Source organism: Camelimonas lactis (assembly GCF_004342915.1).
GTDB classification, from domain to species: domain Bacteria; phylum Pseudomonadota; class Alphaproteobacteria; order Rhizobiales; family Beijerinckiaceae; genus Camelimonas; species Camelimonas lactis.
Genome location: NZ_SLWL01000012.1, coordinates 138,922 through 151,924, shown reverse-complemented (window position 1 = coordinate 151,924; position 13,003 = coordinate 138,922). Strand labels below are relative to the sequence as shown.

Genomic DNA, 13,003 nt, shown 5'->3' with positions numbered 1-13,003 from the left:
AGGCTGCCCGAGGCGTGGAATCGATGCCCACGATGCCGTGGAATCCATGCCCACGATCGCGTGGAATCGATGCCCATCATCCGTGGAATCCGCACCATGGGACCGTGATAGCCGAAAGCCCGAGCAGCAAGCCAACAATCGGTGCGAACGCCACAACCATGATGGCGTCATTGAGAGCGACCTGGCTCAGGGTGAAGTGGGGCTCACCCCTGGTCAGATTGGACCAGACGAAGACCATCGCCGTGCAGGGTGCAGCTGCAAGAATGATCAGTCCGGCAATGTAGCTTTCAATCTGGTCCGCGGGGAGTAGCGGACGAAACAGCCAGCCAATGAACAGCCAGCCGAGCAGCGCCATGGAAAAGGGCTTCACCGCCCAGTTGATGAACAGGGTGACGCCGATGCCACGCCAGTGACGCCCCACCTCCCCAAGCGCCGCGAAATCAATCTTCAGCAGCATCGGAATGATCATCAACCAGATCAGCACAGCGACTGGCAGATTGACCTTTGCCACCTCCAGGGCGCCGATGGCGTGAAATGCGCCCGGTATGAAATGCCCCAGCGCAATGCCTGCGACGATACAAAGAGCGACCCACAGGGTCAGATAGCGTTCGAATGTGGACACTGGTTCTGCCTCAAGCTGTCGCCACGCGTCGGCCGCGCTCATCCACCACCCGCTCACCGTCCTCCTTGATGAATTCGCCCTGCTGGGGCGGGAGCAGATCCAGAACAGCTTCAGATGGGCGGCACAGCCTCACGCCTTTCGGGCTGACGACAACGGGACGGTTTATGAGAACCGGGTGCGCCATCATGGCGTCCAGAAGCTGGTCGTCGGTCAGGTCCGGGGCGCCCAAACCGAGATCCGCATAGGGCGTGCCTTTCTCGCGCAGCAGCGCACGCGCGGAGATGCCCATGCGCCCAATGAGCTGGACAAGCATTTCCCGGGACGGCGGCGTCTTCAGATATTCGATGACATGGGGTTCAATCCCGGCGTTGCGGATCATGGCCAGCGTATTGCGGGACGTCCCACAAGCGGGGTTGTGATAGATGATGATGTCCATTGTCCGTCTCAGGCTGCGCTGTTCCGGGCCGACGTGGAGCCCTCAGACTGGCCGATTTCCGTCAGCTTTGCGCGCAGCGAAGCCTTGTCCAGGCTGGCAACAGGCAACGAAGAGAAAGCTGTAATGCGATTTTTGAGGTGCCGGAACGCGGTTACAAAAGCGGCTTCCTTCTGAAGGTCTGTCCCTTCAACGCCTGCAGGGTCTTCAATGCCCCAGTGAGCAGTCATGGGCTGCCCCGGCCAGACGGGGCACGCTTCACCAGCAGCGTTGTCACAGACCGTAAACACGAAATCCATGACTGGCGCATCGGCCGTTGCAAACTCCTCCCAGCTCTTGGACCGGAAACCGTCAATGGGATAGTCGAAGCTTTGCAACACCTTCAGAGCCAGTGGCTGCACCGCGCCCTTCGGCTGGCTTCCAGCGGAGAAGGCGTGGAAGCGGCCAGCGCCATCCTTCGACAGGATGCTTTCAGCCAAAATCGACCGCGCCGAATTTCCGGTGCACAGGAACAGAACGTTGAAGGTGCGATTGGCTGGTTGAAGATCAGACATGAGCACTGTCCATGGCAGGTTCACAAATACAGGTAAGGGCGGCGACAGCCGGGGTGCACACCTCGGGATGGCCCTGACAGCAATCGCGCATCAGGAACTGGATGAGGCCTGAGAGCGCCGTGTATGACGCGCTGTATATGATCGAGCGGCCTTCCCGGCGCGACTGAACCAGACCCGCATGCTCCAGATGGCTCAGGTGAAACGACATGCGCGAGGACGACGCTCCGTCCATCGCTTCACCGATTGCGCCCGCTGCCATTCCATCAGGACCGGCCTGAACAAGGAGGCGCACTATGCGGAGTCGAGTTTCCTGCGAGAGCGCGGAAAACGCATCCAGCGCCTGCTTGTCGTTCATCGAATCAATCCTTCAATAGATATTGAATAATTGATTACCCGACGTCCGGGTGAAACGCTAGGGGAAAAACAGGCTAGATTCCGAGGTATCTTGCCGAGCTATCGTTGGGACGAGCATGCAGATATTTGCCCGTGGTAGCGACGGACGCATGCCCCAATCGTGTCCTTTACCAAGTGAATGGGCGCGCCACGGTCCAGGCTGTGGCTGGCGTGGCAATGCCGTAACCAGTGGGCTGACGTCTCCGGCGGCAGGCCGGCGCGATCCGCCGCCTTCACGATGCGATGGACCTGCGTCACCATTAGGGGGGCCCGGCCTTTGCGAGATTCAAACACCGCGCCGTCTGGATCGGTGTCTGACGGGCGCGGCCCCTCCAGTTCGCGCCATGTCCGGCCGCTCAGAAGAACGACGCGCGTTTTCCCGCCCTTGCCGTGAACGGTTACTCGGGATTCTTTGGCAGATACGCACGAACTAGGGCCTCCCTCATCTCATCGAGCGGCTTGTTGTTACCAAATTTATTCTGCAAATCTTTCAACGTTTTATCCGAAATTGCACCACTGCCGCGCGCAGATGTCGCAAGAATAGCTACAATTCCCTTCATATAATCTAAGTTCGCATTCTGCGTTTCAATTATGTACTTAAGAGCATCAATTTCGCGCTCCAACGCAGCCTTCTGCATATCGCTCATTACTTCAAAGCTCGCATCAAGCCGGTCGATGATTTCCGCGTTAAGTGAGCGCTTGCTCTCAACAGCTGCAGCTTCCAGCCGCTGCTTCATCCCTTCCGGAACCCTAAACTTGAGCTGGTGATCATCGCGAGCCATACAATGCGTACCATAGTGGTTGATATTAAGTCCCACAGTGGTAAGATACCACGGTGGTTATGAGATAGGGATATCACGGGACCAATGATTCAGGAACCGGAGCACAGCGTGCAGATCCATGTGCGGATCCCGGTTGCGATTGCTGCGAGAATTCGCGAGCGCGCCACCCGCAACAGGAGGTCAATGAATGCTGAGATCCTGGTGATCTTCGAGCATGTCCTCGAAGCTGAAACCGCCAGTCGACACCTTGTTGATGAAGCTGCCGGCGGAGCAGGAAGTTCTCCGTCCAAATTAGACGCGACATGCCGCTGACCAATCTGGAGCCGTCCACATGACCACCGCTGCAGCGAGCCGCAAACCAACTCCAGCGCGACATGCCGCCCTGCCCCCGACCTTGCCCCCAAGAGGCCTCTCCCGTGACGAGGCCGCCGCCTACATCGGCATATCTTCCCGGATGTTTGACGACCTGGTGCGTGACGGGCGTATGCCAAAGGCCAAGCGGATCAATGCAAGGGCCGTCTGGGACAGGAAACTTCTGGACCGTGCCTTTGACGAATTGCCGGGATCCGGAGAACCTGCGTCAGACGACGGCTGGGACAACGTGGACTGACATCGGAGGCCCGGAATGGTGAGGAGGCTACCGAAGTATTGCGTCGAAGATACCGACAGGTACGGGAATATCCGCGTATACTTCCGCAAAGCCGGGCATCCGAAGACGCGCCTGACGGGCATCCCATGGACCGATGAGTTCATGGAGCAGTACAAGGCGGCCCTCCAAGCTCAGAGGCCGGATTGCATCGCGCCAGACCCGGCAAGAGGCCTGCCGCAACCGGGCACGTGGCGCTGGCTATGCGTCGAGTATTTCCGCCGGTGCGCGACCTATCTCCGCATGGACCAGTCAACCCGCGAGGCATACCGCAGGATCCTTGAGGGAACATTCGAGGAACCCATCAGCACGCAAGGCAATGCCAGCGGCCTGAAGTTCGCCGGCCTCCCCGTTACCCGCATGACGACGAAGCACGTCCGCGCACTGCGTGACCGCAAGATAGAGGCACCCGAAGCTGCAAATTCCCGCGTGAAGACAATCCGGTCCGTATTCAAATGGGCGCTGGATGATGAGCTTACCGCGAACAACCCCGCTGCCGCCGTAACCTATTTTAGATCCAGCAGCACCGGCCACCACACGTGGACGGTGGAAGAGGTTCGCAAGTTCGAAGAGACGCACCCTATCGGAACCAATGCCCGGCTGGCCATGGCGCTGATGCTCTATGCCGGGGTCAGGCGGTCGGATGCTGTGAGGCTTGGCAGGCAACACCTTGTTGATGGATGGCTGAGATTTACCGCCTTCAAAAACCGCAACCGCTCCCCGGTATCCATCGAGTTGCCAGTGCTCCCCGAGTTGCAGCGGGTGATTGATGGCAGCAAGACGGGGAACCTGACATTCCTCATTACCCACCAGCACCGCCCCTACACAGCCAAGGGGTTCTCCGGGCAGTTCCGAAAATGGTGCGATGACGCGGGGCTAAATCACTGCTCCGCGCATGGGGTCCGAAAGGCCGGAGCGACTATCGCCGCTGAGAATGGCGCAACCGAAAAACAGCTCATGGCCATCTTCGGCTGGTCGGAAGCGAAAATGGCCGCGCATTACACACGGAAGGCGCAGCGACGGAAATTGGCCGGCGCTGCGATGGGACTCATATCGATGTCCCAGGATCGGCCCAAAAAATGAGATTGCGTCCGCCGCTATTTTCTATGAATTCCTGACCACTTTTAGCAGGGGTTCGAAGGCGTACATGGCGGCCCTTCGCCCGGCTGGGGGGGAAATCATCGTCAGCAGGCCTTCGTCCTGCAAGGTTTTGACAAAGCGATGTATGGTCGGCGCGGGTATGCCAGCCTTGGCGTGAAATACATTGTTTTTGAATACCGGGCGGGTGAATAAGAAATCGAGCGCTGGCGTACTCCATTTAGATGCCAAAGTGGTAATAAATTTGTCTTTCATGTCGTCATATAGAGAGCGAATTTCTTCAGCTTTACGCAAATTTTGATTTGCTTGATCCTCTAGCGCGCCGAGGAAAAAGATAATCCACTCGTCCCACTCGTCATTTGCTGAAACCGCTCGCATCTTGTCGATGTATGCGTCTCTTTCGCGCTCAAAATAAGCGCTCATGTAGAAGTATGGCTCAGAAAGCGCGCCATGTTTCCATAGCACCAGAGGAATAAGCATTCTTCCAATGCGGCCGTTGCCGTCTTTGAAAGGATGCAGTGCCTCAAATTCGAGATGTGCTATGGCTGAGCGAATTAAAATCTCGCAATTATCATTATCAATAAATTTAAAAAGAGCTTCCATCCCGTCAGTCAGACGCTCAGGACTGATGGGTATAAACATGACTTGCCGTTTTGATCTGTCGCCAAGATAGTTCTGTTCGGTTTTGTATTCTCCAGGAGCCATGGTCGCTCCGCGGCCAAAGCTCAAAAGCATTTTATGCGCGGAGCGGACGAGCCAACTCGACAAGGGCTGGCCTCCCTTCATGCTCTCTTGTGCAAACCGCATAGCGCGGCTGTACAGGAGGACCTCGACTGCTTCGCTTCTGTAGCCCCGGCCCGTGGGGCTCCCCTCGTCTCCCTCGCTCTCGGCCTCGTACTGCAGAACCTCGTCAAGGGTGCTGATGGTCCCCTCCATTCTCGAGGAAATGACGGCCTCCTGGCTGCGGAGTGGCGCTAACAGCAGTTCGCTATTGTGCATGCCTTTTAGCATTTGATCGTAGCGCGCCAGGGCTGCCATTGCAGACGAGAGAGGTTGAATCAGGCGGCCATAGTTCAATTGCCTCGGCGGAAATCTGTCGTAATGGTAGCCGGTCGCGCCGCTAAGGTCGTGCCCTGACAGTAGGTCGCTTGCCATTTGCCCCTCAAATTTCTTGCAATGTGAGAGGCAACGCGTTTTGCCTCTCACATTGATACGCATCTCAGTTTGTATATCAGAAACTTGAAAATTTGAAACGCAAGCCATCTTGTCTCTCACTGCAAAGAGGCAAGATGGCTTGCTTCTCAGTCCGGCATAAAAATGAAAGTCAAGCGGGGTGACGGCCACCAGACGTGTCCACACGTGATGCGTCATCCAACGAGTGCATGGGACTTGAAATCTGTGGCCAACTCCAAGTATGAAGGTCCCATCAATCATCGGATTTTAGTCCGGTGGGACAATTCGGGCGAAAACAGCAATGTTTTCAATGCCGAATTTCGCGGGCGTAGTTCAGTGGTAGAACGACAGCTTCCCAAGCTGTATGTCGAGGGTTCGATTCCCTTCGCCCGCTCCAATTTTCCCGAATTTTCAATCATTTGTAGACCGGCGGACCATTGAAGCGTTGGCCACGCTGGCTATGGAGTTGGCCATCGGCGATTCACGCCTTGCTCCTGGCGCTCCGCCGGCAATACGACGGCTCGCAATCTTGCGATTTACCAATAGCGCCGCGCGCATATCTTGCCGTTGACGGTATCTGGCTGTGACCGGCGCCCCTCGGCTTGCGTCAGCCTGGCCGGCGTCCGTTGCCCCCGGTGGTCGCCCCGGCGGGCATCCATATTCCTGGCCGCATCCAGACCCTCGCCTGCTTCGCAGCCTCCCTGGGGGATGGGGTGACCGGCATGGCTGCCGCCGTCGATATAGGACGCAGCAACTGATGTCCCGCCTGGCCGCTCCGCCATCGGCCGATCACACGGCGGCTGGCCGCCATGTCTACAAGCGCCAGGAAGCGGCGGCGTCCGGCGTTGCGGGATCGTCGCAAACGGGCAGGTCGCGTATGAACTATGCTGTAACCGTCGCCGTAACCTGTCGCCAAAATGGACGTCGCCAGAAGGACAGGAGGGCGCCGCGCGCTTTAAGACGAAAGCGCCCTTTGCCCAATCACGGGGGATCACGCCAGCACCTTGCTCGCGCCTCCGGCTTTTCCAGCCGCGCGGCCAGCCGCCGGCTGGCGTGGCCCGCATCCTCAGCCGGGGCACCGGCGCTGTCCGGAAATCCGGCGACGGACAATCGGGGGGGCGGCGCGCGCCGCCTTGACCAGGCGGCAGGCATCGCCTGCGTGCGGTAGCGCGGAGTTTTGCATCGGCGCCGTCAGGATTGTCGCCGCCGTTGGGCGCGAAAATAGCCGTATAGCCGGTCGGGCGTTTCAGGACGGCTCTCAGATATCCCAGTCGCCCGCTGGCGCGATGCGGACGCGACCGATGGAGCGTTTATCGAGGTTCAGGACCTCCATGCGCAGACCGTCGACTTCCAGGCTTTCGCCAGCGGCGGGCAAGTGGCCGAGCCGGGTCAGGATATAGCCGCCAAGCGTGGAGTAGCGGTTGGATTCGTCCACCAGGTCGCGCTCAAGCGCGCCGCCGAGCTGGCGGATGTCGATGAAGCCGTCAACGATCCACGAGCCGTCATCCTGGCGCTCGAGGACCGCCGCCTCCTCGTCCATATCGGGGAATTCGCCGGCGATGGCCTCCAGCACGTCCGTGGGCGTGGCGATGCCTTCCAGCGAGCCGTATTCATCAACCACCATCACCATCTGCACCGGCGAACGGCGCATCTGCTCCATCACCTTCAGCACGTCGGTGGTTTCGGGCACGACCACTGGCTGGCGCGCCACGCGGGCCCAGTCAACCGGCCGCCCGTCAACCAGCAGATTGAGCAGTTCCCGGGTGATGGCGACGCCGACAAAGTCGTCAACGCCGCCGCGCGCCAGCACAACCCGGCTGTGGGTCAGGCGGCGGATGTCGGCGAGAAGCTGCCCGTCGCTACGGTTCAGATCCAGCCACTCCACCTCGTTGCCCGGGGTCATGATGGAGCTGACCGGCCGCTCGCCGAGGTCGAGCACGCCGCGGATCATCTCTTTCTCTTCCTGGCGGAACAGATTGCTGCGGGCCGCCTGACCGGCGATGACGTCAACGGTTTCACCGAGCGGCTGCTCGCCGACGCGGCCGCCCAGCAACCGCAGCACCGCCTCCGAGGTGCGTTCGCGCAGGTCGCCGGTGGAGATCAGCTTTTCGCGGTTATGGCGTCCAAGCTGGTTTGCGGCCTCGATGAGCACGGAAAAGCCAATGGCCGCGTAGAGATAGCCCTTGGGAATGTGGAAGCCGAAGCCTTCCACCACCAGGCTGAAGCCGATCATCAGCAGGAAGCCGAGACACAGGATCACCACCGTGGGGTGTTTGGCGACAAACGCCATCAACGGGCCGGAGGCGGCGACCATCACCGCCATGGCGATGCATACGGCGACGATCATCACCCACAGTTCGTTGACCATGCCCACGGCGGTGATGACGCTGTCGAGGGAGAACACCGCGTCGAGCACGACGATCTGGACGATGACCTGCCAGAACACCGCGTGCACGACCTTGCTGGCGCCGCTCTTGTGGTCGCCCTCCAGCCGTTCATGCAACTCCATGGTGCCCTTGGCGATCAGGAAAACGCCGCCGAGGATGAGAATCAGGTCGCGACCGGAAAAGGAATACGCCCCGACAGAAAACAGCGGCGCCGTCAGTCTGACGATCCACGAGATCGAAAACAGCAGGCCAATGCGCATGAGCAGCGCGAGCGACAGGCCCAGCAACCGGGCCCGGCTCCGCTGCTCCGGCGGCAGCTTGTCGGCCAGGATGGCGATGAACACCAGATTGTCGATGCCGAGGACAACTTCCAGGACAACAAGGGTTGCGAGGCCGATCCAGATATTTGGATCTGCGAGGAACTCCATGACCGTACCCTTGCCTAAAGCATTCTGGAGAGAAGCGGGCGCCGCTTTTCGTGACGAAACGCGCGTGAGGCGCGCGTGGCGGGCGCCGCGCCGCGCGAACAGGGCGCATGGGCGCCCCTGCCCCGCACGGACACATCAGGGGGCGACAGACGCTCTGGCTGACGACAGGTTGTCGCCATGGCCCGCGCGGCGGGCCTGACGCCACGGTGGAGCGGCCGGCGCGGAAGGCCGGAGGACGCATATCCGTGGCGCGGCCTGGTTGGCTTGTCAGGAAGATGGGTCAGGAAAGAAACGCTGGCCTCCATGGCGGAGGCCAGCCCTGTTCGGTACGGACTGTCGCCTTTACTGTCGCCGTCATCTGGCATTGCGCGCGGTCATTCCCAACCATTGATGAATATTCGCGCAAGCTAACACGCCCGGCGGCGGCGCGAAAGAATCCCGCCAGAACATGTGCGTGGACGCTCGCTGACGGGAATAATTCGCAGGAGACGCGCAGTCGACTGGCCCTGGGGGCGACATGCGGAGAGAACCTCCGGAAGCGTTGACTGGCGCGCGCTGAACCGGCGGCTCGCCAGGCCCGCCTCGCATAGCGGCGTCGCCCGCGTGAATGGCTGGACGGATCTGGCGCAACTGGCGGCTTGAGCCGGCGCGGCCGTCCCTGTTCCACCGCCCGGGATTGACCGTCTCATAAAAATGAATATTGGTTCATTATTCACTTTTTCGGCTGCTCCGCTCTGGACCGAAGCGGCCGGAACGCCCTGGACGGGAAGCCTGGCCCGCGACCCACCAGCTGGCGATGACCCTGAACACCGCAGCGGGAACAACAACCCTATGGATCAGACGGCAGGAAACGCCCGGCTGGGCGACTATCTGAAGGACGGCGACATCCGCGTGCTGCTGATGGTGCTGTATCACATGACCGGCGACGACCGCTGGCTGAAGCCGCCGTATGCGCCGCGGCGCGACGTGCGGCTGATCCCCGATCCTGACGCAGGCCTGCCGCCGGACATTCAGGACGAGATTCGCGCGGCGATCATCCAGGTTTTCAGCCAGCCGGACGCCCAGCCCGCCGTCCCGGCCCCGGATGACGCGACGCTGCTGAAGATGATGGACGCGACGCTGGGCGAGCAGGTTTCGCCGGAATATGCGCCCCTGATGCAGGAGGAGATGGGCTTCGTCCCGCGCGACGTGACCTGGCGGACGCAGCCGGACGCGGAAACCCTGCGGCGCCGGCACGTGCTGATCGTCGGCGCCGGCGTTTGCGGCGTGGCGTTGGGCGTGGCGCTTGGCCGGCTGGGCATTCCCTACACGGTCATCGACCGCAACGCCGATATCGGCGGCGTCTGGTACATGAACCGCTATCCGGGCTGCGGCGTCGATACGCCGAACCATTCCTATTCGTTCTCCTTCGGCGCCGCCTATCCGTGGAGCCGCTATTTCGTCCAGCGCGACGAGCTGTACGATTACATCACCGGCATCGCCGACGAATTCGGCGTGCGCCAGCATTTCCGCCCGCGCACCGAACTGACCGGCGCGCGCTGGGATGAGGCGCGCCATGTCTGGATGGCGACGCTGAGGACGCCGGAGGGTGAGGAAACCCTGGAGACGCCGTATCTGGTCAGCGCCATCGGCCAGCTCAACGATCCGTCGCGGCCGCCGTTCAAGGGCGAGGAAGACTTTCAGGGGCAGATTTTGCACTCCACCGCGTGGAGCGACGACCTCGACGTCGCCGGCAAGCGCGTGGCGATCATTGGCGCCGGCGCGACGACCATGCAGATGGCGCCGAGCATCGCCGATAAGGTGGCGGCGCTCGACATCTACCAGCGCACGCCGCAATGGGTGCGGCCGGTGAAGGGCTACGCCGACCCGATCAGCGACGGGGCGCAATGGCTGCTGGCGCACCTGCCGTTTTACGCCAAATGGTTCCGCTTCAACATGTTCTGGCGCTATGGCGACAGCCTGCTGCCGTTCCTGAAGATCGATCCGGCGTGGCCCCACCCCGAGCGGGCGGTGAACAAAACCAACGACCGCCATCGCCAGGAGCTGACCGACTTCATCCACGCCGAACTGGCCGGCCGGCCTGACCTGATCGCCAAATGCACGCCGGACTACCCGCCCTACGGCAAGCGCATCCTGCTCGACAATGGCTGGTACCGGATGCTGACCCAGCCGCACGTCACGCTGGTCACCGACGCCATCGACCATTTCGACGCCGACGGCGTGGTCACGGCTGACGGCGCGTCGCGGCCCGCCGACATCATCGTGGCCTCCACCGGCTTCCGCGTCACGGAAATGGCGGCGAAGCTGAACATCACCGGCCGCGATGGCATGGCGCTGAAATCATTGTGGGGCGAGGATAACCCTTCCGCCTATCTGGGCGTTTCCGTGCCGGGCTTCCCGAATTTCTTCAACATGCTGGGCCCGAACACCGGTCCTGGCCACGGCGGCAGCGTCATCTTCCAGTCCGAATGTCAGAGCCGCTACATCGCCTCCTGCATCGTGCAGCAGACGGAAGCCGGCGCGACCGCCGCCGAGGTGCGCCAGCAGGCGCACGACGCCCACGTGCAGGAAGTGGACGACCTGCACCGGGGGATGATCTGGTCACACCAGGGCATGACCACCTATTATCGCAACGCCGCCGGCCGCGTGGTCTCGGTGATGCCCTACCGCTTCGTCGACTACTGGCGCATGACCCACGACATGGATCCGGCCGCCTATGACTTCGCCGTCGCCGGCGCGGACCTGTCAGCCTCGACGAACAGGCCGCCCATGCCGATGAGGCGCAGATAAACGGAGATCATCCGCCCGGCGTCCACGTCCGCGCCGGGCGCGCGCAACAGCATGGCCATGTAATCCTGCATGCCCATCAGCAGATAGCCGAGCACCGGAATGTCCTCCCGCGAAAAGCGGCCGAGCTCGTTCAGGGAAAGGCTGCGGCCCAGCGCCTGGCCGTAGCCGGCGAGATAGGCTTCCAGGTGCCGCGCATAGGCGCGCGGCGCATGGATTTCCGCCTCGTGAAAGATGCGGATGAAGCCGGGGTTGAGGCGCAGGTAATCGAAATAGGCGGAGATGCGCTGACGCTCCCGCTCCAGCCCGGTGGCGCCGGGGGCGACGTTGGCGCGCAAATGGGCGATCAGCCGCTCGCCGGCGACAGGCAGCAGCTGGTCGAACAGGTCCTGGCGGCTGTCGAAATAATTGTAGAAGGTGCCGTTGGCGACATTGGCCAAAGCGGTGATTTTGGCGATCGAGGCGGCGGCGTAACCCTCGTCGCCCACCACCTGGATGGCGGCGGACATGAGCGCTTCGAGCGTATCGCTCTGCTTTTCCCGCCGCGTGCGTTTTCGCGTCTGTCCGCTCAAGTCGCTCTCCACCTGAAGCCGGCGCCAGCCGGCGCAGGCGGAGTTATAGAGGGTTTTGCGGCGAACTGGATACCAGTTCGCCCCGGCAGCGCGTTTCCCGCGCCGTGCGGCGGCCGGAAGCGTCAGGCGCCGCGAAACACCGGCTGGCGCTTTTCCACGAACGCCGCCGCCGCCTCGCGATGGTCAGCCGTGCCGCCGGAGCGGACGTGATTGATCGCCTCGTTATCGAAGCAGGCTTCGAGCGACGCAGTCTCAGCCATGTTGATATTGTGCTTGATGTAGCCAAGCGTGACGCGCGGCCCATGCGCCAGCTTCAGGGCGTAAGCCCGCGCCGCCCCGGCGAATTCGGCATCGTCCACCACCTCGTTCACCAGGCCAAGGCGCAGGGCGTCGTCGGCCGTCAGCACCGGCGAAGTGAAATAGAGCTCGCGGGCTTTAGCGCTGCCGACAAGGCGGGTCAGGAAATATGTTCCGCCGAAGTCGCCTGACAGCGCCACCCTGGCGAACGCGGTGGTGATTTTGGCCGAGCGCGCGGCGATGCGCAGGTCGCAGGCCAGGGCCAGCGACAGGCCGGCGCCCGCAGCCGCACCATTTATGCCGGCCACGGTGGGCTTGCGCATGTCGTGCAGCAGGCGCGACGTCTCCATCCAGCCGCGCAGGCTCCAGGCGCGATCATCCGGCGACAGCTGCCGGCCCTCGCCGCTGGCCATGGCCTTGACGTCGCCGCCGACGCAGAAGGCTGGCCCGGCGCCTGTCAGCAACACCGCGTGGGCGTCAACGTTGGCGGCGGCGCGCGTGGCGGCGGCGACCAGGCCTTCGCACAGGGCCGGGTTCAGGGCATTGCGGTTTTCTGGCCGGTTCATGGTCAGGGTCAGCAGCCGGTCTTCCAGCCGTTCGATCACGACGTCGCTCATGGGGGTTCCTCCTGTTATGCTGATTTGTTGTGAGCTGATTGGACCCGCGTTGCGCCCGCCCCGTCAACCGCGGGGCGGCAGGCGCCGCCAACCGCGGTTTTCACAATCGCCGAAATTCCTCCCCAATGTGCGCGCCAGAATGGCGTGGATCGGAGCCCGCTCCAGGGAGGCGAAGCCATGACGCACACACCGGTCAGGCGACCCCATGTCAGGA

Annotated in this window: 12 protein-coding genes, 1 tRNA gene and 2 pseudogenes; 5 read left to right on the top strand and 10 right to left on the bottom strand. The window is 61.8% G+C overall.

Annotation, left to right across the window (positions count from 1 at the left end; genetic code table 11):
• Positions 1-94: 94 nt before the first annotated feature.
• From EV666_RS13845 to EV666_RS13820, 6 genes and pseudogenes are all read right to left on the bottom strand, one after another.
• Positions 95-622: pseudogene (locus EV666_RS13845) on the bottom strand (arsenic resistance protein); the annotation flags it as partial.
• 10 nt (positions 623-632) lie between these two features.
• Positions 633-1,058: an arsenate reductase (glutaredoxin) gene (gene arsC, locus EV666_RS13840; protein WP_132009119.1), complete on the bottom strand. Its 426-nt coding sequence runs from the start codon at positions 1,056-1,058 to the stop codon at positions 633-635.
• Positions 1,059-1,066: 8 nt separating this feature from the next.
• A complete protein-coding gene (locus EV666_RS13835; protein WP_132009116.1) occupies positions 1,067-1,609 on the bottom strand; it encodes an arsenate reductase ArsC in 543 nt (180 codons plus the stop codon).
• Positions 1,602-1,964 carry an ArsR/SmtB family transcription factor gene (locus EV666_RS13830; RefSeq protein WP_132009113.1) on the bottom strand — a complete coding sequence of 121 codons (363 nt, stop codon included), beginning with the start codon at positions 1,962-1,964 and terminating at the stop codon, positions 1,602-1,604. Before EV666_RS13830 ends, EV666_RS13835 begins: the two co-directional genes overlap by 8 nt.
• A 98-nt stretch (positions 1,965-2,062) precedes the next feature.
• A pseudogene (locus EV666_RS13825) lies at positions 2,063-2,368 on the bottom strand (hypothetical protein); the annotation flags it as partial.
• A 32-nt stretch (positions 2,369-2,400) separates the two neighbouring features.
• Positions 2,401-2,784, bottom strand: a complete 384-nt coding sequence (locus EV666_RS13820) for an Arc family DNA-binding protein (RefSeq protein WP_132009110.1) — start codon at positions 2,782-2,784, stop codon at positions 2,401-2,403.
• 84 nt (positions 2,785-2,868) lie between these two features.
• Here EV666_RS13820 and EV666_RS13815 point away from each other — a divergent pair, with 84 nt between their 5' ends.
• Genes EV666_RS13815 through EV666_RS13805 form a run of 3 tightly spaced genes read left to right on the top strand, consistent with a single transcriptional unit; the run spans position 2,869 to position 4,513 of the window.
• Positions 2,869-3,096, top strand: a complete 228-nt coding sequence (locus EV666_RS13815; RefSeq protein ID WP_132009107.1) for an Arc family DNA-binding protein — start codon at positions 2,869-2,871, stop codon at positions 3,094-3,096.
• Between the two features lie 19 nt (positions 3,097-3,115).
• Positions 3,116-3,394, top strand: a complete 279-nt coding sequence (locus EV666_RS13810) for a helix-turn-helix transcriptional regulator (RefSeq protein WP_132009104.1) — start codon at positions 3,116-3,118, stop codon at positions 3,392-3,394.
• A gap of 15 nt (positions 3,395-3,409) precedes the next feature.
• On the top strand, positions 3,410-4,513 hold the full coding sequence (locus EV666_RS13805) for a tyrosine-type recombinase/integrase (protein WP_132009101.1): 1,104 nt from the start codon (positions 3,410-3,412) through the stop codon (positions 4,511-4,513).
• 21 nt (positions 4,514-4,534) lie between these two features.
• Here EV666_RS13805 and EV666_RS13800 read toward each other — a convergent pair whose 3' ends face one another.
• Complete coding sequence (locus tag EV666_RS13800; RefSeq protein WP_245514428.1) at positions 4,535-5,872, bottom strand: Fic family protein; 1,338 nt, start codon at positions 5,870-5,872, stop codon at positions 4,535-4,537.
• A gap of 151 nt (positions 5,873-6,023) precedes the next feature.
• Between EV666_RS13800 and EV666_RS13795 the strand changes: the two genes are divergently transcribed.
• A tRNA-Gly gene (locus tag EV666_RS13795) sits at positions 6,024-6,098 on the top strand.
• 861 nt (positions 6,099-6,959) lie between these two features.
• Here EV666_RS13795 and EV666_RS13790 read toward each other — a convergent pair.
• Positions 6,960-8,516 (bottom strand): TerC family protein, encoded by a 1,557-nt coding sequence (locus EV666_RS13790; RefSeq protein WP_132009098.1) that lies wholly within the window; start codon positions 8,514-8,516, stop codon positions 6,960-6,962.
• A gap of 831 nt (positions 8,517-9,347) precedes the next feature.
• Here EV666_RS13790 and EV666_RS13785 point away from each other — a divergent pair.
• Positions 9,348-11,306, top strand: a complete 1,959-nt coding sequence (locus EV666_RS13785; protein ID WP_132009095.1) for an NAD(P)/FAD-dependent oxidoreductase — start codon at positions 9,348-9,350, stop codon at positions 11,304-11,306.
• Here the strand turns inward: EV666_RS13785 and EV666_RS13780 are convergent.
• Both EV666_RS13780 and EV666_RS13775 read right to left on the bottom strand, forming a co-directional pair.
• Entirely contained in the window at positions 11,231-11,875 is a 645-nt protein-coding gene (locus tag EV666_RS13780; RefSeq protein WP_132009092.1) for a TetR/AcrR family transcriptional regulator, read from the bottom strand. The two genes, EV666_RS13785 and EV666_RS13780, sit on opposite strands and share 76 nt — an antisense overlap.
• A gap of 122 nt (positions 11,876-11,997) precedes the next feature.
• A complete protein-coding gene (locus EV666_RS13775) occupies positions 11,998-12,789 on the bottom strand; it encodes an enoyl-CoA hydratase (protein ID WP_132009089.1) in 792 nt (263 codons plus the stop codon).
• Positions 12,790-13,003: the final 214 nt, after the last annotated feature.

Excerpts from the sequence above, each read along its gene's own strand:
- EV666_RS13815 (WP_132009107.1), top strand. The coding sequence starts at position 2,869 with ATGATTCAGGAACCGGAGCACAGCGTGCAGATCCATGTGCGGATCCCG.
- EV666_RS13820 (WP_132009110.1), bottom strand. The coding sequence starts at position 2,784 with ATGGCTCGCGATGATCACCAGCTCAAGTTTAGGGTTCCGGAAGGGATG.
- arsC (WP_132009119.1), bottom strand. The coding sequence starts at position 1,058 with ATGGACATCATCATCTATCACAACCCCGCTTGTGGGACGTCCCGCAAT.
- EV666_RS13785 (WP_132009095.1), top strand. The coding sequence starts at position 9,348 with ATGGATCAGACGGCAGGAAACGCCCGGCTGGGCGACTATCTGAAGGAC.
- EV666_RS13805 (WP_132009101.1), top strand. The coding sequence starts at position 3,410 with ATGGTGAGGAGGCTACCGAAGTATTGCGTCGAAGATACCGACAGGTAC.
- EV666_RS13830 (WP_132009113.1), bottom strand. The coding sequence starts at position 1,964 with ATGAACGACAAGCAGGCGCTGGATGCGTTTTCCGCGCTCTCGCAGGAA.
- EV666_RS13790 (WP_132009098.1), bottom strand. The coding sequence starts at position 8,516 with ATGGAGTTCCTCGCAGATCCAAATATCTGGATCGGCCTCGCAACCCTT.
- EV666_RS13835 (WP_132009116.1), bottom strand. The coding sequence starts at position 1,609 with ATGTCTGATCTTCAACCAGCCAATCGCACCTTCAACGTTCTGTTCCTG.
- EV666_RS13775 (WP_132009089.1), bottom strand. The coding sequence starts at position 12,789 with ATGAGCGACGTCGTGATCGAACGGCTGGAAGACCGGCTGCTGACCCTG.
- EV666_RS13810 (WP_132009104.1), top strand. The coding sequence starts at position 3,116 with ATGACCACCGCTGCAGCGAGCCGCAAACCAACTCCAGCGCGACATGCC.